Genomic DNA, 20,923 nt, shown 5'->3' with positions numbered 1-20,923 from the left:
ATAAATGATTTAACATTCGTTAGTAAGGAGTATAGGAACAACGGTGTTCCCACGGGTGGGAAAGCCCCGGTTGATAGGCATGGGAAAGCCTCGGTTCCCATGGCTGGGAGCAACAGTGTTCCCTACCCTAGGCATAGAGGCTCTCCCGTCCCGCTATGCGCCTAGATCTCGTCCGGGCTTTCGCTGTCACCTCCTCCTCCTACGCCAACGGTCAGGAGTATGGGAAACTTGTAGGTGCGTGGATCTTTTACGAGAGAATAGCCCGCTCCTGCCTGCGTAGTGACGCTCAGCCAGTACTGCCCCTCGGCGAGTGGCGGGATCTGGATGATGATCTCGCTCTTGGTGTTGCGCACGATGAGGGAGACCTTCACGGGCGTGGCGCCCTCCTCGTCCTTGGTGAAGTAGACGCCTACAGATGGATCATCCCCCTTGATAAGCAGCGTGCTGCCGAAGATGATAGCCGGGGCGTTCGGGGTGATATGGAGGTTCTTCTCGTTCGTGGTAGAATCCGTGAGGCTCTCGATCATCGGGCCCACGGTAGCTACGTCGGCGTTCACGTAGATGTTTTCTAGCGCCTTCAGGAGGGTGGCGCTGGGGGTGAACATTACGGTGATCTTATTCTCCGTAGAGCGGAAGTCTGATTTCTTTCCGTCGAACGAGCCGTTGATAGTGAGCAGCCATTGCCCGAACTTGTTCACCACGCAACGGCCTTGGGCGAGGGCCTCGATCATCTCGTCGTAGGAGAGGTCGAGGATGTTGGTGATCGTCTCCGGACGATACTCGGTACGTTTCTTCACGATGCGGTTCGAGATGTCTGAGGTTCGCGTGGTTCCGGTAATGCGGATCTTTCCGGTGAAATCGCCGGTTTTCTCGGTTAATACGTTGTCGTACAGATCTACGGTCAAGATGGTCTTTTCTTCTGCCATGATGCTTTTTGTCTTTAATGCCCCGTGGTAGTGGGGCGTTACCTTTTAATAATGTTTATCACCCTTATTCGCGAAATAAGGGGAAGAGATATCGCACGTCCAACATAAACTAAAAAAAACACGCATAACCACTATTTTTAACCGCATATCCACGATATATGCGCAATAAGCATAAATTTGGATTAATTAGAGGATACGATATCTGTATCCCCTTCAATTCCTATTTCTTAATAAATAGATAAAAGTGATTGTTTATCAATAATATTTTTTACATTTGCCAAGCCTTCCGTTGAAAATAGCCTATTATAGGTAATTTTTATGCAGAATAGGCTCCTCCCCTTATTTCGCGAATAAGGGCATCATCCAGCCGCCAAAAGCAAATCCACCTCTTCCGTCACCCTAGCGTTCGCACGATTCAATTCCGACTGTTCCAAAGAGGCCAGATAAAAACGTGTTGTTTTTTCCGAGGTATGCCCCAACGCTTGGCTAATGATCGATAAAGGGACTTGTTTCCGCAAGGCGTTCGTTGCCCATGTATGGCGGAAAACATACGAGGTCAGATGAATGGGACGAGATAGCGCACGACCGATCTTCTTCAACGAGTTATTATACGAACGCAGTATCGCCTTGTATTCCTCATGCCCTACCTCTCTACCCGGAGATAAAATAGGGAAAAGGTACGGGGAAGAAGCGTCCGCATACTTATTAATCAACCGCCGCATCCCTGCCGTTATCCCGACACGGATTAAGGTTCCCGTCTTCTTACGCCGATATACGATCTCCTCGCCATACAGGTTCGCCGTAGTCAAGCGAGCCATATCCGCGAAAGGCATGCCGCAAGATAAATAGGCGAACGTACAATAGTCGATCACGCACGCCAAATCCGGCTCCTCAGACTTCAAGGTCACGATCTCCCGGAGCGACTCGTTTCCCAACGCCCTAGATCCGGCTCTTTCCCGCTTCAAGTTCAAGTACGCGAAAGGCGATACGACGCAAGCCGGCAACAGACCATCCCGACAAGCTTGGTTATAAATCGAGCGAAAGTTGCTGAGGTATGTATTCACGGTATTCACTCGCAAGCCGGCGGATTGCAGATAAGCGACAAAACGGCTTATTAAGCCCGGGGTTATCTCCGGGAAAAGAAGGTTTCTCCTACCCAGAAAGGCGCAGATCCAATTACGGGTCGTCCTATATAAATCGGCAGTGTTATGTTTCCCCGCTAAACGTTTCTCCCGGATGCGTTCGGTGGCATAGGTATAAAATGTGATGCCCGCCTTGCCCAAGCGGTTATTCTTTCTCTTGCTCATATCTCCTTTTTTGATGATTAAACGTATTATTATCTACCATCAAAAATAGCATAAAAACAAAATCAAGCCAAGTCCATCTCGCAAACAGCAAGCTTCCAACCCTTAAAGACCAAGGTGACAAGACGAAGCTCCGTATCCCCCTTAGTAGCGTGAACCTTCGGGTCTGCGGCGTAACGGCGTAACTGGATGGCGGCCTCGGCTCTCAACGCCTCGATTTCCGTTTCGGAAGCGTCCCGACGGGCGTATTTCACCTCCACGATATAGCTAAAGCCTATCTCGGGCTGGTGGATCAAGTCGGGCATCATGTAGAAATCGGCGTACCCCTTGTTGGCCTCATACTCCGGATAAATTATATAGGTACGGGTCAAGCCTAGATAAGCCAGTAGGAAACCTTTCACGTGCGCCTCCCCCTCTATGAACTCGCGGATAGCGCTCTGCCGCTCCAGCTCGGAGGAAAAATACTCGAACACAGGCTTCCAGTCTCCGTCGTAAGCCATGTCCTTTACCAGATCATGAAGCTTGTATAACTCTATTGAGAAGACATCAGCTTCCCGGTAAGCCTCGATCAGATAGGTATATAATTGCTCACGTACCGTCAGGTTGGGAACGCCCAGAAGGGTATCTCCACGCTTGGTACCCTTGATGGAGAGCAACCCGAAATAGTAAAGCAGGCTCTTGAAGTTGTCCGGCTTGGCGATATCCTCGGCAGGAAAAGCATCCTTGATTACTGCGGTGGTCTCGCCGTTGTTCACGATCTCCTGGATGATCGAAGCGTTCGTGCCGAACCGCTTGTCGAGACGGATCAAATGGCGGAGCTTGTTGTAGTCCGTGCGGATGTTGTTGTCGATCATCTTATCCGGGGCCGATCTCAAGGGCAGGTAATTGCTGATGAAATACAGTACCATATCCGAGTTGTACATAGGCTCGTCCAGACTCTTCGTAGAGAAACGGTAGTTATCGTACCACGGCTTCATCAAGTTGATCAGATCGTCCACACTATCCTCAAAACCTGTCTCGCTCTTGTAATAGGCCAGCATCTCCCGTACCTCTCCCTCGCTAAAACCTATGATTCCATTAAAGCGGTAATCTGTCGTCATGTTGGCTCCGATATTGAAACCGCTGGTCACGTCGTCCATCGTCACTGGAGATACCCCAGTGATAAACATGCGCTTGATAGGGCCATCGCCCGTAGCCCCTTCTTTCAGTTTGTTGAAGAAATAACGGAAGAAGCCCGTACCGTGTGTCAATGCCTTGTAATGCTTCTCACCCATATTGGCGAGGATAGCGTTGGTGAAGTTATCATACTCGTCAATGAAGAGATAGATAGAGAGATTCAAGCGTTTAGCCTCACTGATCGTGTAGGTCAACTTCTCGTCAGCATTTGGCAGACTCTCCATTTTCTCCCGGAAGCCCGGATTGAAGAAACGTTCGTAGTAGTAGGCAAACTCCCGGAAACGAGCGGCACAGTGATCATTAAAAGAGCGGATCAACTCGTCAGGATCTGGGTTCACGCCTGCGAAATTGAAATCCAGTACAAGATATTGTCCCTGCTCCGGGGTCGGATGGGAGCCGATATATAAGTCGCCGAAGAGTTCCTCAAAAGAATCCTTACGGTTCACGTCATAATACCATCTGAGGACATTCAAGAATAGCGACTTCCCGAAACGGCGCGGGCGGATAAGGAAAAAGAAACTTGCGTTCCGCTCCACCTCCGCAATATAGCGAGTCTTATCAACATAATAATAATTGGCGGTACGGATTCGCTCGAAATCCGTCAGGCCATATGGAATTTGCTTCGTTGCCATAATATATCTCCTCCTGTTTATTTGTCACTTACGAATAAATCACTTGTTCGTAACTTACTTACGCAAAGATAACATCTACAAAATGATTTCACGAATCTTTGACCGTAGAATCATGCCGTCAAACCAAATCAATCGACAAACTCACCAGAAGGAGGATTCGCACCTTCTCCCACTCCCCACTTCTTATTAGGGCGGTCTCCCATAAACAATTCTAATGTTCCTCCCTTCATGACATCCTCATGAGTAAACCACGTCTTATTATACTCGGCGCCATTCAACTTAGCGGATTGAATGTATTTATTTTCCCACGAAACCCCATGAGCGATCATGGTAAACACTTTCCCGTTCGCCAACTGAATCTCCGATTTATCAAATAAAGGACTACCTATCGTATAAACAGGCACTCCCGGAGAAACCGGATAGAAACCTAAAGCGGAGAATACATAGAAAGCCGACATTCCACCACCATCCTCATCACCACAAACACCCATCAGATCATTCCTGAACCAACTTTCCATAAGCATACGAATCCGTTTTTGCGTCTTCCACGGTTGACCGGCGTAGTTATACAGATAAGGAATATGGAAACTAGGCTCATTTCCCATCACGAATTGCCCGACATTGCCCGTAGCGTCCGGATGAAGAGCGTAATATTGCCATTTTGACATTTTCATATCCTCAACAAATAACTGATCCAATCTCTCAATAAAAGGAGTGTTGCCTCCAAAAAGATCTATTAAATCCTGAATATGATGGCGTACATCCCAATTATAGGTCCAAGCATTATTCTCATCAAAATAAGCCCTAGCCCCGATACCTCCGGAAAAAATATAGTCGAACGGTTCTATAAACTTCCCATCTTTATCCTTCGGATGGAAGAAATGAGTCTCTTTGTTAAAGACATTCCGGTAATTATAAGAACGATCCTGAAAGAATCGATAATCCTCATCTTTTCCCAAATGTTTAGCTAATTGGGCGATACACCAATCGTCATAGGATGCGGCTGTAGTTACGGCTGCCGCTTGTCGCTGTTCAAATGGTCCTACCTCCGTAAACTCTTCTTTTTCTCCCGGATGCAAAGCGGGGAACCAGCCATTCTCATGATAAAAATCATCCAAGGCCGTTTTAGGTCCCCGGTACCAAGGGATCATGGACTCAGTCATCACCGTATGCTTCATACCCTCGAAAGCCTTTTCCACGTCAAACCGCAAGCCTTTATTCAAGGCATCCGCAAAGACACCTGCCGCATGGTTACCGTTCATGCAATGCGCATCCCCAAATACACAAGGGAAAGTAGGTATCCACCCGGATTGCTCATACATCCGGATATAAGACGCCAGTTTTTGTTCTTGAGCCTCCGGATTCAATAACACTTGCAACGGGTGAAGGGCCAGATAGGTATCCCATACCCAATCATCCACCCAAAAATCCACCCCATTATCTTCATGTACCTTTCCGTCATACGCACTAAAATATTTACCATCTTCAGAAATATTGATCATTCTTTCGTGCGCCCGATACAAGGCGGTATAAAATGTGGTCTTTTGATCCTCCGTGCCTCCTTCAATCTTTATTTTGCCTAACACGTCGTTCCATTTATCACGAGCTTGCGAGGCCAATTTCTCCAGATTGAAATCATTGATTTCATTATATAAATTCCGCTTGGCCTGCTCTACTCCAATATAAGAAATTCCATAACGAACATTTACCACATCCTTCGATTCCGGAAATTCAGCAAATACCAAAGAATGAGAGAGGCTATCAACTTGAATGGGCTGGGCATCAAACTCCAAATAAAAATAATGTTTTATCCCGGCGAAATTATCATATCCACACAAAGCTCCATCCTTTATATCGATCTCTCCTTTTCCATTGGCTTTCAACAAAATCAACCGTCGATCCGAATCCTCAAACCGAAAACGATAGATCGCCGATTTAGCAGCAGGCGCAAAATCCACCCCTACGGAGAAATCATCCAAATACACCGAATAATTATAAGGCGTAGATTTCTCATGATCATATCGATATTTTAAATTCCCATCGAAATCCTTAACGTCCCCCCTATAAGGCAACAGCAACAATGAATGGCCTTGCCTATGGGAAGGACTATTTAGGGCCAGTCCCTCCATACGATCCGTCGTAAACTCATTATGAGTCGGAATCATTCGCAACATGCTGTTAGGCAGGTGGGTAGTGGGATAGGTAGGCACAAGTAAATGACTGATATTCCCAATCCGGTTATTCACATAATCTACTGGTGTTTTTTCTATTTTACTTATGCAACTACATAATAATAGAAACAAGGTTGTCTGAAATAATAGTTTCTTCATGAGATTGTAATTAATAATAACGATTCTCTAGCATCTATTCTTACCACAAAGATGAAAATTAAAATTGATGAAGCAAAACTATCGTAAACTATTCAGGCTAGTATCTGAAAAGAATCACATGTCGCATTGTATAAATATGAAACAGGGTACTACCTGCTGGAAGTACCCCTATGATTCCGACATATATCTTATCCTTATTTAATTATCTAATAACAGTTTATTTCATATTCATCTTGACCGTCTTAATCTGCCAAGGAGATAAATGTAAGTCTTTCACTCCTAATTGCAATATATTTCCATCAAGATCAATTTCATTCAAAACCGTATTTTGAGTATTAAATTTAACAGATGAAGACTTTGTCAATTCTCCATATTTAAAATAACGGGCCCAAATTCCACCTTTATTGGGATATAATGCTGTTAAAATAACATCATTCTCTAAAGAAGCATTTAAAGGTTGCAGCTCACAATCCATCGTGTTAGACGTTTTTATAGTCTGTACACTTGGTGTTTGAAACGCATATTCCAATGATCGTTTTGTAAGATCAGCTTGTTTCCAGTCTCCTTGAAAAGGATATAAAGCGAACTCATAACTGTATTTACCATAAAGAGGCCGTATTCCCCACACATAATAATGAGAAAAAGCCAGTGGAATAGACAAGCATTGCTCATCCTCTTTTATACTCCCCATATTACCTTTATTAAAAATCGCTATCCCATTATCTCCGTCCGTCAAAGCCGTCCAATAGTTTCCTTCGATATACTTATCAGAAGTTTCTGATATCGCAAAAGGAAGATCTCTTACGCCTACCGAAGTCTTCTCTAGTTGATGAAAAAGTTTAAACCGAAGTTTTTCTTCATGAATAAATCCAGAATGCCAATCCCGCTTATCTTCTGTCGGATGACCGATCATCTGGCCATTGAAATCAAACGAGACCTTACAATCAATGACAGGTTTATCTTCATAAAGCATAACTTCATAAGTATATGGAATATCATCTATATACCCATGCTCCACTAACTTTATCCATGGCATATATCCTTTCGATTTGTAAATACTCCATCTTCCCTCCGAAACTTGGACACTTCCATCGATAGTCCCTTCAAAAAAAGCGCATTTTGCTTGGTTATTATTGAAAATCACTTGTCCCTTTGAGGATTTAAGATAGTCAAACCCACCTTTCTCATTTAATTTAAGATTATAAAATGGGGTTCTGATTATTAAATTCTCCTCATCATACTGTATGTTATCGACTGGATTATTCATCTCCGGTTCAGCCGCCATAATTGAAAAAGAGGTTAAACTAAGAGGTTTCAAATCAGGCTTAAATATAACAAAAGCATCCAACAAACTACCATCAGAATATTCATTTGAATTTACAACATAAGCAGGATAACTTTTATTTCCACTTCTCACGATAAAATTCTTAGCCTCACCTTTATGAAGAGAAATGTAAGCCATAACCCAAGGAGAATGCTCCCATGAAAGAGGATTAAAGACTGTAACTTGTTTAAGTCCTTCTCCTTTCATCTGATTGGCAAAGAAATTCATAGATTTTTCGATAACCTGATTAGATGTCTCATAAGATCGAGGCAGAAGTTTTCTCGCTTCAGGTATTAGCCCCACAATCTGTATGTCATGATGTTGAGCTAATAACAAATCTTTCCAAGCTTTGTCCAAATCATTCTCAAACGCTTCTCCACCATACATCTTACTAAAGGCAGCCAACCGTTCAGCGATCAAGACCTCCACTTCCGCTTTCCTAGACTCATTCCATATCTCATTTCCGCAATACCCCCATGGCATACGAACCGTAAAGTCATTGGGACGAGTCCTCATAATATCTGTCGCTTGAGGATATTTTCTTAATAACTCATCCAACAATATGAATTGGAATTTCGGTTTTTTGTCATACTCAGCAACAAGCTCCTCTCTACGTAACCCGGAATCGTCCGCTCTAGAGGCCAACAAAGGATTTATATGTTTGAATTGTTTCCTATAATCATCAAGAGACTGAGGAGCATCCTTACTCGGATATCGGGTAAGTATCCACGTATCTACCGTTGTTTTCCCAAAAGCGGCACCTTCCCCTTCATAAGTCGGAATGGTTGAGATCCTGCTACCATCAATCCCCTCCCATAATCCAATGGGATAGTTGAATGTAGGATTATAGCCATACATCATGAAATGAGTTCTCATAATCGCTCCGTCAAAACCAAATCCGTTTATGATCTGAGGAATCTGACTATGCATGGCATGTTCGCTCATCAAATACACCGGAGGACGATAATTGAATATTTTTCGTTCGGTATCAAGCGCATAAGCGATTTGCCGTATGTTTGACTCGTCACTAATAAATTGGGACAAAGGCTGCCCGTACGTACAGGAACCGATACCGATTCTTCCATCATACGCAGAAAGGATATCTTTCATCTCTTTTAGCAAATGCGGCTCATCCTCGGCAAAATGATCATAAATCTGAGCCTCATTATCCAGCCCGATCTTGAAAGAAGGATATTTATCCAACCACTCCGTAGCGTTTTTCAAACGCTCAATAAAATGTTCCCCACCCCACAATATTAATCCTCCATGATCATAGGTAAGAATATACGTAGTGTCATTTAAGCCTTTTTGCCCTAATAAAGTAATGGGAAAACATAACAAAAATAAGTACGAGATAAATCTTTTCTTATTCATAAAATTGATTATTTTACTTTGATGAAATCGGTGTTAAAGATACAGGTAAATTTTCTATATCCGTTGCCCATTTTTTATTGGGACGTGGCCCCATATTCAATAATAAAGTACCTCCTTGCATTAGTTCCTCATGAGTAAACCAAGCTCTATTGAGCTCCTTGCCATTCATAGAAGCAGACTGAATATATTTATTCTGCGTTGAAATATTCCTACATTCGATTGTGAATTTTTTCCCATCCCCTATATCAATCGTAGATTTCTCAAAAAGAGGACTTCCAATATCGTAAACAGGTCTTCCGGGGGCAACAGTGTAAAATCCCATAGCACTAAGGATATACCAAGAAGACATTTCCCCATAATCCTCATCTCCACAAAAACCCAATGGGCCATCCCCATACCAAAGGTCCAAAATCTGCCTAATCCGGCGTTGGGTCATCCAAGGTTTTCCCGCATAATTATATAGATAGGGAATATGCCAAGTTATTTCGTTACCATGAGAATACATTCCAATCCATCCTGTCATATCTGGATATTGTTTAAGAAAATCGTATTTCTTATATAGTGGAACATTCGTCTCAAACATCTGCTGGAGTTTGGCTACAAAAGGCTCCTGTCCTCCCATTAAGTTTATTAAGCCTTGAGGATCATGTAAAACATACCATGTATAATTCCATCCATTATTTTCCGTATAAAAATCTCGTCCACCCTGTCCTCCAGACCAAATAGGGTCAAATGGCTCAATCCATTTCCCATCTGCCGTCTTCGGTCGCATAAATCCAGATTTCGAATCAAAAACATTCCGATAATTATAGGCTCTATTCAAGTAATATTGATAATCATCTTCTTTTCCAAGCTCTTTTGCCAGAATAGACATGCACCAATCATCATAACAATTCTCTAATGTCAAGGCTACAGATTGGCGTCCAAAACCAACCTCTTTGACCCACTCCGGCTGATCACTAGGTTTAGCCGGATAAAATCCCTTTTCTAAATAGACCTTATCCAATTCGTTCAATCTCCAATCTTTACCAATATGCCGTGAAAGCATCGTGGCCTCCTTCGAATTACGTTTCATCGCCTCATAAGCTTTTTCGATATCAAAATCCCTAAAGCCTTTCATATAAGTATCTGTAATTGTAGCTACCTCATGACGTCCGATCATATTTCGATATCCACCACTATTGACCAGCCAATCTCCCTCATCTTGCATACGAATATAGGAGCGCATGATATCATTCTGGATCTCAGGCTCAAGCAATAATACCAATGGAAATAAAGAATGATGAGATCCCCAATTAGAACCAACTTGATAGAATGCATGTCCTTCGGTATCGTGAACTTGTTTATCCAATCGGCTGTAATATCGTCCATATTCACTTCGATCAAGAGTTTGGCTGCCCAGCATTACACGATAAAGCGCACTATAAAAAATAGTCTTTTGTTTATCTGTCCCTCCTTCGATTTTTATTTTTCCCAATGCATTATTCCAAATTTCTCGACCATCATTTTTTACCTTATCAAAATCCCATGCAGGAATCTCCATTTCAAGATTCCGCTTAGCTTGTTCCATATCAATAAAAGAGACCCCTATTTTTACCATGATTTCCTCATCTTGTGAGGTGTCAAAAGTAACCAAAGCTCCAATATCCAATCCTTCTTGTTTTACATCTTGGCTTATCAAGGAGTCTTTCCATGTGACATAAGACCTAAAGGGCTTACTAAAAATCGCATAATAATAAGCAGTTTGAGTACTATCAACAGCCTCTACCGATTCAATGCAATTATTTCCCACAACTCGGACACATTGATTATTATTCATCAAAATGTTAGATTCTGAAGACTTTGGATATTTGAATTTATAGAAAGAAGAATGTTGTGTAACAGTCATTGCCGCTTCAATATCATAATCTTCAAGTAATATCCATGAGTAATAAGGAGTCACTTTCTCAAAATCATGATCAAAACCTGATGCATAATCATTCGGATTAATTCGTGGAGCTCCAGTTGTGGCCATAATCCAAGAAAATGGCTTAGTCGTATATTTAGGTAATGCCCGGACTGAAAATCCGGATATACGGTCTGCGAGATACCTATCAGCTAGCGGGGGATAAGGATTTTGTCCGATTTGTACCATTCCATGAGGAAGTTGTACCATAGAAGCCGTAGCGACAAGTAAATGCCCAATAGTACCAATATTAGGATTCACATAGTCTACAGGCTCTTTCGGGGGACTATATACACAAGATGATGCCAAAGCGATAAATGATACTATAAAAATTGCGAAAGTAGTTCTCATGTGTTAATGATATTATATTAATGGAAAGGCAAGCTTTCATCTCAAAGCAGCGAAAGCTTGCCTATTATAAATTATTTAACTCCATCCCTCATTCTGAGGATTTAAATTTGGATTTGTATTAATCTCAATAGAAGGTATAGGCCAATTCAAATATTGTTTTTTGAATGTCACCCCACTTTCATTTTGGAACGTAAACGCATCTACAAAACGATTATTTTTTAGATCATAGGCCTTCCATGTCCGTAAAATATCAAAATAAGCTTTATTTTCAAAAGCAAGCTCATGATATCGCTCTTTCCAGATAAATTCTCTAAAAGAATCTTTAGTAAATGTGCCTGCATCTGGAGTAGATAAACCAGCTCGATCCCTAATTTTCTTAATCTGCTCTACCGCAGCTTGAGAGGGACCGGAAACTTCATTAGAAGCTTCCGCATAGATTAATAAAACTTCCGGATAGCGTAATAAGGTATAATTCTCATCACTTTTTTGATCACCATTATTACCGGCAGCCTCTTCCAACCAATATTTATATAAACCTATCGGGCTGAAAGAAATAGGAGTTCCATCTTTTTCATATGTATTAAAAAAGAATGTATTTGTTTCACCTAATGTCAAATTCGCACGCCGATCTCCTTTTTCATAAGACTGTACAAATTCGTCGCGTACAGTTAACGCCCCATACTCATCCGGGAACTTAGAAATACCGCATTTCTCAGGAATAATAAGTTGAGCGATACCACTAGTGCCTTGATCATTCGTTCCGATTTCCACCTGAACCTGTAAAATCAGCTCTTGCTGTATCTTATGCTCCCTATCATGCAAATAAGCATAATTATCAAACAAAGTATAAGGATATTGGTTGGGTACCCCACTAATGACCTCAAAAGCTTTATCTCTAGCCAACTCATAATTAGCCGACCTATTTAAAGGATGCCCCGCAGTAGTTAAATATACGCTGGCTAATAATGATTTCACCATGCCTTTACAGACACGACCAGAAGCATCATAATCCGGAAGAGAGGTTTTTTCAGCTTCCAACAGATCCGGAATAATTATTTTGTCATAGATATCAGCTACAGATGAACGTTTTGGATAGAAATCCGGGCTATTCGTACTTATCACTTCGGTAATACAAGGGATATCCCCATATAGCCTCACTAAGTAATAATAGTAAAACGCACGTAGAAACAAAACCTCACCTAGCAATTTACTTTTTTCCGCCGAATCCATATCCACTGTTGGTAAATTCGTGATACACATATTCGCATTGGCAATTGCTTTGTAAAATCCTGACCAAACCGTGAAAAACACGCCCTCAATGGAAGCGCTTCTCTGTTGAATCATGTTATTATTATTCGCATTTTGCCCAAGTGTTTTCGCATGACCAACAGGTAACTCTATAGAAATAAATGGAGATTCCCCGTAATTTACCCGAGTAAGGAGTACGTTTAATCCTGAATAAACACCATTTACCGCTGTTTGCGCTTGATTCGCATTTTGGAAATAGTTTTCTTGGGTAATCGCAGATCGATTATCTTCATTCAAATAATCGCTACAAGCTATTGTTCCCAAAAAGAATATACCCAATAAAAAGCATTTTGATAATATTGATTTTATCTTGTTCATAATCTGTATTTTTTTGAGAAAGTTAGAAAGTGATATTAGCACCAAATGAGAATGTCCGAGGTTTCGGGTAACCGAAAGTCTCTATATTTTGAGCAAAGGCCTCGTTCTGAGTAGTTGTATTATAAACCGTTGTCTCCGGATCAAATCCAGGATATTGGCTGATTACAAATATATTTTGAGCAGACAAGGTGACACGTAACGCTTTTAAATGTAATTTTTTACAAATATCAGAAGGTAAATTATATCCTAATGAGATATTTTTACCTCTAATAAATGAACCATTATATAGGCGTGCGTCATCTTTCAAGCTATTGTAATAAGCATTACTTGGCCTGATTTGCTCCAATGTAGCACCTTGATTCTCGGGAGTCCAAGTATCTAGAACCATAGATAAACTATTAGCAATACCTTGGCGCATAGCACAAGTACCTAATCCATCCCAATAAATCTTACTTCCACAGCTATATTGTAATTCTATCACAAGATCAAAATCTTTATATTTAAATGTATTAGTGAAAGTTCCATAGAAATCGGGAATTCCTTTACCTAGTATAACACGATCTGATTCATTGATTTGTTTATCGTTATTTACATCTCTTAACTTCGCATCACCCGGTAATTTTCCATATATCGCAGCTTGCTCAGCTTCATTCTCACCCCAAACTCCATCGCGTATATATCCAAAAAATGATCCAACAGACTCTCCGACTCTCAAAATCGTTAAATTATTAGGAGCCATTATAATATCAGCATCCCCTTGGCTCAAAGCCGTAATCTTATTTTTCAAAGAAGAAAAATTTAGCATACTGGACCATGAGAAATTCTTAGTCTGTATATTTTGTGTATTAAGAGTGAATTCAAAGCCCGAGTTTCGCATATTACCAATATTTGTAGAAATAGAGCGAAAACCACTTGTCGTTGGAACAGGAGCATTTAGTAACATATCGGTAGTATGCTTAATATAATAATCAGCAGATAACGATATACGCTCATTTAAAAATCCGAGGTCAAGACCGACATTAAATTGCCCAGTTTTTTCCCAACGAAGCAACGGATTAGCCAAAGAGCCCACTCCAATACCATTTTCCCTAGTTCCTCCAAAAGGATAAGCCATACCACTAGTCGATAGATTTGCCATAGAACCATAAGTAGGAATTCCCGAATTTCCAGTGAAGCCATAGCTAACTCTTGGTTTTAAATTTGAGATAACTTTATTGCCTTTCAAGAAATCTTCTTCAGAGGCCCTCCACCCTAATGCGGCAGAAGGAAAGAAAGCAAATCTATCATCCTCTCCAAATTTAGAGGAGCCATCAAAACGTCCTGTCACAGTAACCAAATAACGATCCTTAAATGAATAATTAATACGAGCGAAATAAGATAACATCTTATCTCCGGTATAATTAGAAGATGGCGCCTTTAATGTTGAGCCCGCTCCCATATTATACCATTGATAGTAATCATCTGATATTCCATCAATTGTAGCTACATTCTGAAAATATTCATAACTTTGGGCTTCTTGTCCCAACATAACATTCAAAGAATGCATTTTATTGAATATCGTATTATAGTTCAAAATATTCGACCATAAAATTTGTAAAGAACGATTGTTTGTTATGGATGCTTGATTTCCCCCTACACCATTTACAATATCAGACTGGGTACTATTATAATATGGATTCATATTAATCGTCCGATTTACGCCAATAGTTGACGTAAAATCTAACCCCTTCATAAAAGTAATTTTAGCATAGGCATTTCCCATAAATATATTTGAGTTATAGGGAGTAATATTCTCATTAATCTGTGCTAATGGATTATCAGCAGATTCCATGCCCCCATAATCCTCTCTACGACCATAAGTTCCATCATCATATTTATAAGGAACGATAGGGATCATTTCAATCATCATGCGAGGAACATTGTTGTAGCCTACTCTTGTGTCAATGCGTCTTTCTTTCACCTCTGAATAACTAAGGGTTGTACCGAGCTTTAACCAATTCGATACGGTTTGGTCTACGGTAACACGTCCTGAGAAACGCTCTAATTTACTCTCCTTGACGATACCTTGATCATTTGTGTAACCTAGAAACACTCCATAATTAGTTTTACCTGTTGAACCCGTAAAAGATAAATTATGAATCTGACTAAAAGAGTTCCGTTCCAACATGTCTTGCCAGTCTATATCATACAAAGGGACAAGTTTTCCTCCTTCCATTTTAAATAACTCACGCTTTCCTTTCGTATTACCAACTAAATAATCTTGTCTTTTTACAGATGGATCAATATATTTTCCTGAAGCGAAACCATTCGGATCAAACTTTTTAGCATTCGCATATATCATATCTTCAACAGCTAAAAACTGTTCGGCATTCAGCACATCCAGCTTTTTCGCTACCGTATTAAGACTGAGATAAGTATTATAGTTGACAGTAATCTCATTCTTACCTCTTTTTGTTGTCACGACGATAACTCCATTAGATCCTCTGGTTCCGTATATTGCGGTAGAAGAGGCATCTTTCAACACTTCTACACTTTCAATATCATTTGGATTCAATATATTAATATCACCGGGAACACCGTCTATAATATACAAAGGTTCATTAGTCGCATTAATAGAAGAATATCCACGGATACGAATCGTTTGATTACCCCCGGGACGTCCTGAGTTAGAAGATATATTAACACCAGCTATACGCCCGGAAATACTTTGTGAAATAGATGTTGAAGGACGTTGCATCATATCCTCACTTTTCACACTACCTACCGCCCCCGTCAAATCCTTTTTTCGTACGGTTCCATAACCGATTACGACAACCTCGTCTAGATTCTGAGTATCATCAGACATAGATATTTGATAGGAAGATTTATCAGTTATATCTATTTCTTTAGAAGAATAGCCAATGAAAGATACTAAAATCGTCTGTCCTTCGATTGCCTCTAAAGAGAAATGACCATCTATATCCGTGATAGTGCCCGTAGTTGTTCCTTTTACAGAGACATTCGCTCCAATAATTGGCTCCCCATTAGAATCCGTAACAATTCCTGTTACTTTTTTAGTTGGAGCTGTTTGCCGGTTTTGTGGGCTCCTCATTTGAATAGCGATCGTATTGCCGGTTCGGGTGAATTCCATACCTTTCTTGGACAAGACTAGGTTCAAAATCTCTTCTACAGTCTTATTCGTGACAGCTAGAGATATATCTTTGTTTGTATCCGATAGTTGATTTAAATAAGTAAAGCGTATATCGGATTTTTTCTCAATCTCGACCAATAATGTTTTTAGGTCGACATTCTCCACAGATAAACTAATTTCACCTTGTGCAAAAGACACATATGGAAAAATTATTAAAATCGCAATTAAACAGAAGAACTTTCTGCACAATTGCTTATCTTTACGCAATCTTTGATTTACTGGATTCATTTGAAAGAAATAAAAAGGTTAATTTTTTGCTGCCTAGGCAGCGGATAATTTACTCAATAGGGTAATACCCTATATTCAGCTGGAGAATCTCGCACATTCTTCAGCTGTTTTTTCTCTTTTAACTAGTGTTGTCCATAGGCGTGATTTTTTGATTATACAAAGGTTAACTACTCTCTATTCACTTTTTGAATTTTATTTTAATATGATTTCCTGTTTTTGTATAGGTGAAATGGTAATGTACCTGTAAGTTCCGTAATACGTTATTTACATCCTCATGCAAGAAACTTCCAGTGAATCGTTCTTCGGGAACCTTTGTGGTCTCTTGGTCGATTTCAATTCCATAATAATGTGATATTCGCTCAATAATCTCAGGCCATGATGCCGACCGGAATATAATTTCACCCCGCTTCCAAGCTGTTGCCAACCGTTGCTCTATCGTATTTCGCTCAAATTGATGGGTAATCGTATTAAATCGAGCTGTTTGATCCGGGAATAATGTTATCCGGTTATCCGGATTGTCTATCTCATAAAATTCAACTTTACCATTTACAAGAGCAGTCTCTATCCAATCATCATCAGGAAAAGTATGTATATTAAAAGTTGTACCTAATACTTTCACATATGTTTGCTTGGCTTGGACAATAAATGGTAACTCTTCATCGTGTGCGACCTCAAAGTAGGCTTCACCTTCCAAATGCACATTTCTATCAGTCTTTCCGAAAGAGGCCGGATAGGTAAAAGAACTCTCACTATTTAAAGAGACTTTTGTGCCATCGGGTAAAACTAAAGTGGCCCGTTCACCCTTTCCTGTCTCCATCCGATATTGTGTAGAAGCATAGATTTTATACTGATATTGCTTTGTCACATAATAAATCCCTGTCGCTAATAATAATGGAATAAGCAAGATTGCCGCAATTTTGATAACATGATTGATTAAAGAATGCTGATATGTTTTCTTTATTCGATGGCTATTGAAAATTGATCTCAATTGCCCGGTTACGGCATAATAGGCTTGCCAATTACGGGGTTCAGATACCGTATGTTTTTCCCATTCTTGAAGAAGGACCTGTTCTATTTCCGGCTCAGAAGCAGTGTCAATCCATCGCTTGATCGATCGGGCATCATCTTTAGAAGGCTGTTTATATAAATATTTATGTAGTAATTCATTCAGCATAGCATGATTTCTTATTTTCTATAAGGTAATACAATGAGATTATAAATTACTACTCTAATAAAAGACATGTTCTACAACACATCGTCAAATTAATAAGAACTTAGTTCTAAGCTTACAGAACCGTAGCCTATCGTAAAATAGGAATAAATCGAGGTAAGTGCGAATATTACATTCTTAACAAAAGAAGATACAGCAACATAGATCCATAAACCCGCAATTCATCCCGGAGGATAGCGAGTGCTTTAGATAGATGGTTGTAAACAGATTGTTCATTAATCTGTAATTGTTCCGCTATTTCTTTAGCAGATAACCCCTGTTCGTTATAAAGCTCAAAAACGAGGCGTTGTCTAAAGGTGAGTTTTCGCTTTGCCATTGCCAAGTCGGCCTTGAATTGATTGAAATCATAGGAGTCATCTGGCTCTACACTCATAGACTCAGTCTCACAATAAGACAAGAAATCAACAAATAGCGGATCATTCCACTGTTTTTTCATGGCATTGATCACTTCATTTTTTCCAATCTTGAATAACCATGCTTTAAAGGATTCTTCGGGTACAATTCGAGTATGACTATTCCAAACTTTTGAAAATGCGATTTGTACAACCTCCGTTGTAAGTCCATGAGACCGGGTGAGACGAAAAATAAAACCATAAAACAAATCGAAATAAGATTCATACAGACGTTGGAAAGCTTGATGTGAACCTTCTTTTAGTTGGCGCAACAAAATTTTCTCATCTGCTATCATATTATTTCCTTCTCCTTTTAAGTAATCAGATATGGCAAAAATAGCAAAAACTATGACTGTTGGATACTTTACCTAAGAATTTATTTTGTGAGGAGGAAAATGCGCTATAAGACAATAAGGTGCAAATTAACTTAGAGGAACTATCTATCAATATGTATAGAGATCACAAAGACAGACTTCATACTAAAAGAGGATGCTTCATACATCCTCTTTTTATAGACTATCCATTACAAAACAACATCAGAAGGTATTTGCTCTAAATCATAATAGTCATGAACCACCTTATCCGGATATACCTTAATAATTCGAATGCCGATTCGATCTTTACCCAAAGGAGTACAAATAGAATTCGTTATTGTTATATTGAAATCCTCATAAGAACTCATTGCATTATAATGTAAATGTCCCGCAAACATATTACTTACTCGATATTTACTCATAAGATCTAAATATGTTTTTCGTTTTTCTAAGGGAATATTCTCATATCGGTTTGCCTCATTGGATTCTTTCACAAAGAAAGGATAATGTCCGAAAAGAATACGGTGATTACATTTCTGAGAATTCTCTAGAATCTTTTCCAACCAAATCAGTTGAGATTTTTCCTTTTCTTCTCGATTTGCAAAAATAACAGGTGTATTCAATCCTATAAAACAACTATTATTCACTTGAAAAGAAAAACAATCATAACCATATTCATCCATATAATTACTAATAGACTCGTCTGTACACTGTTGACTTAAATCATGATTTCCTGGTAACACATAAACAGGAATACTTTTTTTTATCAATTTACAAACCCGCTTAAATTCATCAATTTGCTTTTGATCCTTACCATCATTTACCATATCGCCAGTGATAACCACAAATGCAGGATTTAAATTATTGATCGCAGCAATAACCTTTTCCATAATCATTGTCTCTTGAGAGAAACTCTTATTTTTTTCTAACATTCCAAACTGAGGGTCTGATAATTGAATAAAATAAAAAGATTCAGACTGAGCCAAAGTTTTTGTAATGCAAAAAATCGCAACAACTAAATACACAAATAATCTACTCATAATACAATATTTTAATTAATAACCTTCATTCTGAACTAATGCGGTATTCGCATTCATCTCACGTTGAGGCAAAGGAAATAATAAGAACTGGTTAGTATATCGTTTACCATATACGGTTGTATACTCTGTAAAATTCTCATATTTTCCATTAAAGTCATTACGGATTTTACGAGTTCGAACCATATCAAACCAAATTTTTCCTTCAAAACAAAGTTCAAAATAGCGCTCATCCCATACAGCTTCTTTAAATACCTCTTTATTTGAATTCATAAAATCAGGCAACTTTGCCCGTCTACGAACCAAATTCAAAGCTTCTAAAGCAGTACTATTAGCGTGTCCATCAGCCTCAACCTGAGCTTCCGCATACATTAACAAGACATCAGCATAACGATAAAGTGTCCAATTTAAATCTGATTTCGCAGTATTAACAATTGCATTCTCATCAAAAAACTTATAAATATAAAATCCGCCAAAATCAACTTTCTCTAGATTAGGAGAATCCGCCGGAAGTTTTTTAGGATTGCCTGGATACGACGAAAAAAAGAACTCCCGCTCCTGTGCTCTCTTATCATTTTCTCTAAAACTCTCATAAAATTCCTTAGTTGGGACAAGTGATCCATATTCACTTGAATAAGCTGATATATCAGACTTAGGAGGTAAGACTTTTGGAATCATATCATTATGAGACTTATCCATAGAAAATTGAACTTGAAAAATAAATTCTTTCTTATTATTGTTTGAAGGTTGTCTCAAATCAGAGTATTCAGGATATAAACTATATACCCCAGAAGACATCACTTCTAAACTCTTTTTTGCAGACTCCGCATAATATTTTTTTCCACCTTGAACTGGAAAACCAGCATAAGTCAAATAAACATCTGCTAATAAAGATTTCACAGCCCCCATAGATACTCTACCTGTTTCATCTTTAATTGGCAGGGAAGACTGCTCCGCATTCAGTAAATCTGGGATAATAATTTCATCATAGATCTCTTTTATTGGAGAACGGGGTATATATAACTCTGCCAATTCTGATTGTACTTCTGTTATTTTAGGCAAATCTCCAAATATTCTAACTAAATAAAAATAATACAAAGCTCTCATAAAATAGGCTTCCCCCAAAAGTCTTGAACGTATATTCTTATCTACGCCAGAAAACTCTGGTATCTTTTTTATCGCCAGATTTGCTTTAGCAATTCCCGCATAGCAATCAGCCCACCACTTTTCGATATATCGGCTTCTTGAGTTTAACGTTAGATTTCTAAAATCCAGAAATTCAGTTTGGGAAGCTTCAGAATTCACTTTTCCTGTCATGAATTCCAAAAGCCAAATCGTATTTCCTCCCCATGTGCCTTCATTAGCATCAAATACATTCGTATTAACATAGGTACTATTCGCTAATGCCGTACAAGATTCTACACTTGATAAATTAGAATCAATAGACATCGTTCCTGTTGATTCTTCATCTAAGAAATTTGTACAAGACAACAAGAATAAGGAACTTAGTATAATTAAATATGTGCTTTTCATATATTTACTA

At 39.4% G+C, this 20,923-nt stretch carries 12 protein-coding genes; all 12 read right to left on the bottom strand.

All coding sequences use genetic code 11. The features are described 5' to 3' along the window. Window positions 1-161 precede the first annotated feature (161 nt). Complete coding sequence (locus tag BHV83_RS06000; protein ID WP_286756850.1) at window positions 162-926, bottom strand: DNA-binding domain-containing protein; 765 nt, start codon at window positions 924-926, stop codon at window positions 162-164. Between the two features lie 359 nt (window positions 927-1,285). Then, a complete protein-coding gene (locus BHV83_RS05995) occupies window positions 1,286-2,233 on the bottom strand; it encodes a tyrosine-type recombinase/integrase (RefSeq protein ID WP_005860121.1) in 948 nt (315 codons plus the stop codon). A 62-nt stretch (window positions 2,234-2,295) separates the two neighbouring features. Continuing rightward, a complete protein-coding gene (locus tag BHV83_RS05990) occupies window positions 2,296-4,038 on the bottom strand; it encodes a PD-(D/E)XK nuclease domain-containing ATP-binding protein (protein ID WP_005863511.1) in 1,743 nt (580 codons plus the stop codon). Window positions 4,039-4,166: 128 nt separating this feature from the next. Further along, complete coding sequence (locus tag BHV83_RS05985) at window positions 4,167-6,368, bottom strand: GH92 family glycosyl hydrolase (RefSeq protein WP_121773280.1); 2,202 nt, start codon at window positions 6,366-6,368, stop codon at window positions 4,167-4,169. A gap of 217 nt (window positions 6,369-6,585) precedes the next feature. Continuing rightward, entirely contained in the window at window positions 6,586-9,066 is a 2,481-nt protein-coding gene (locus BHV83_RS05980; protein WP_008773076.1) for an alpha-mannosidase, read from the bottom strand. Window positions 9,067-9,079: 13 nt separating this feature from the next. Next, complete coding sequence (locus tag BHV83_RS05975; RefSeq protein ID WP_050758719.1) at window positions 9,080-11,362, bottom strand: GH92 family glycosyl hydrolase; 2,283 nt, start codon at window positions 11,360-11,362, stop codon at window positions 9,080-9,082. A 75-nt stretch (window positions 11,363-11,437) separates the two neighbouring features. Beyond that, window positions 11,438-12,988 (bottom strand): RagB/SusD family nutrient uptake outer membrane protein, encoded by a 1,551-nt coding sequence (locus BHV83_RS05970; RefSeq protein ID WP_005860143.1) that lies wholly within the window; start codon window positions 12,986-12,988, stop codon window positions 11,438-11,440. Window positions 12,989-13,010: 22 nt separating this feature from the next. Beyond that, window positions 13,011-16,406 (bottom strand): TonB-dependent receptor, encoded by a 3,396-nt coding sequence (locus BHV83_RS05965; RefSeq protein ID WP_286756841.1) that lies wholly within the window; start codon window positions 16,404-16,406, stop codon window positions 13,011-13,013. Between the two features lie 178 nt (window positions 16,407-16,584). Then, on the bottom strand, window positions 16,585-17,580 hold the full coding sequence (locus BHV83_RS05960) for a FecR family protein (protein WP_034531708.1): 996 nt from the start codon (window positions 17,578-17,580) through the stop codon (window positions 16,585-16,587). 166 nt (window positions 17,581-17,746) lie between these two features. Beyond that, a complete protein-coding gene (locus BHV83_RS05955; protein ID WP_008773081.1) occupies window positions 17,747-18,325 on the bottom strand; it encodes an RNA polymerase sigma factor in 579 nt (192 codons plus the stop codon). A 227-nt stretch (window positions 18,326-18,552) separates the two neighbouring features. Continuing rightward, the gene (locus tag BHV83_RS05950; RefSeq protein WP_005860151.1) at window positions 18,553-19,383 is read right to left on the bottom strand and encodes a metallophosphoesterase; all 831 of its coding nucleotides are present in this window, start codon (window positions 19,381-19,383) and stop codon (window positions 18,553-18,555) included. Between the two features lie 15 nt (window positions 19,384-19,398). Further along, the gene (locus BHV83_RS05945; RefSeq protein WP_008773082.1) at window positions 19,399-20,913 is read right to left on the bottom strand and encodes a RagB/SusD family nutrient uptake outer membrane protein; all 1,515 of its coding nucleotides are present in this window, start codon (window positions 20,911-20,913) and stop codon (window positions 19,399-19,401) included. Between the last annotated feature and the right edge of the window lie 10 nt (window positions 20,914-20,923).

This window comes from Parabacteroides sp. merdae-related_45_40, assembly GCF_001915675.1.
The sequence above is the reverse complement of the archived record's forward strand: the minus strand, read 5'-3'. Positions and strand labels throughout refer to the sequence as shown.

Coding starts and splice junctions, on each gene's coding strand:
- BHV83_RS06000 (WP_286756850.1), bottom strand. CDS start 926: ATGGCAGAAGAAAAGACCATCTTGACCGTAGATCTGTACGACAACGTA.
- BHV83_RS05995 (WP_005860121.1), bottom strand. CDS start 2,233: ATGAGCAAGAGAAAGAATAACCGCTTGGGCAAGGCGGGCATCACATTT.
- BHV83_RS05990 (WP_005863511.1), bottom strand. CDS start 4,038: ATGGCAACGAAGCAAATTCCATATGGCCTGACGGATTTCGAGCGAATC.
- BHV83_RS05985 (WP_121773280.1), bottom strand. CDS start 6,368: ATGAAGAAACTATTATTTCAGACAACCTTGTTTCTATTATTATGTAGT.
- BHV83_RS05980 (WP_008773076.1), bottom strand. CDS start 9,066: ATGAATAAGAAAAGATTTATCTCGTACTTATTTTTGTTATGTTTTCCC.
- BHV83_RS05975 (WP_050758719.1), bottom strand. CDS start 11,362: ATGAGAACTACTTTCGCAATTTTTATAGTATCATTTATCGCTTTGGCA.
- BHV83_RS05970 (WP_005860143.1), bottom strand. CDS start 12,988: ATGAACAAGATAAAATCAATATTATCAAAATGCTTTTTATTGGGTATA.
- BHV83_RS05965 (WP_286756841.1), bottom strand. CDS start 16,406: ATGAATCCAGTAAATCAAAGATTGCGTAAAGATAAGCAATTGTGCAGA.
- BHV83_RS05960 (WP_034531708.1), bottom strand. CDS start 17,580: ATGCTGAATGAATTACTACATAAATATTTATATAAACAGCCTTCTAAA.
- BHV83_RS05955 (WP_008773081.1), bottom strand. CDS start 18,325: ATGATAGCAGATGAGAAAATTTTGTTGCGCCAACTAAAAGAAGGTTCA.
- BHV83_RS05950 (WP_005860151.1), bottom strand. CDS start 19,383: ATGAGTAGATTATTTGTGTATTTAGTTGTTGCGATTTTTTGCATTACA.
- BHV83_RS05945 (WP_008773082.1), bottom strand. CDS start 20,913: ATGAAAAGCACATATTTAATTATACTAAGTTCCTTATTCTTGTTGTCT.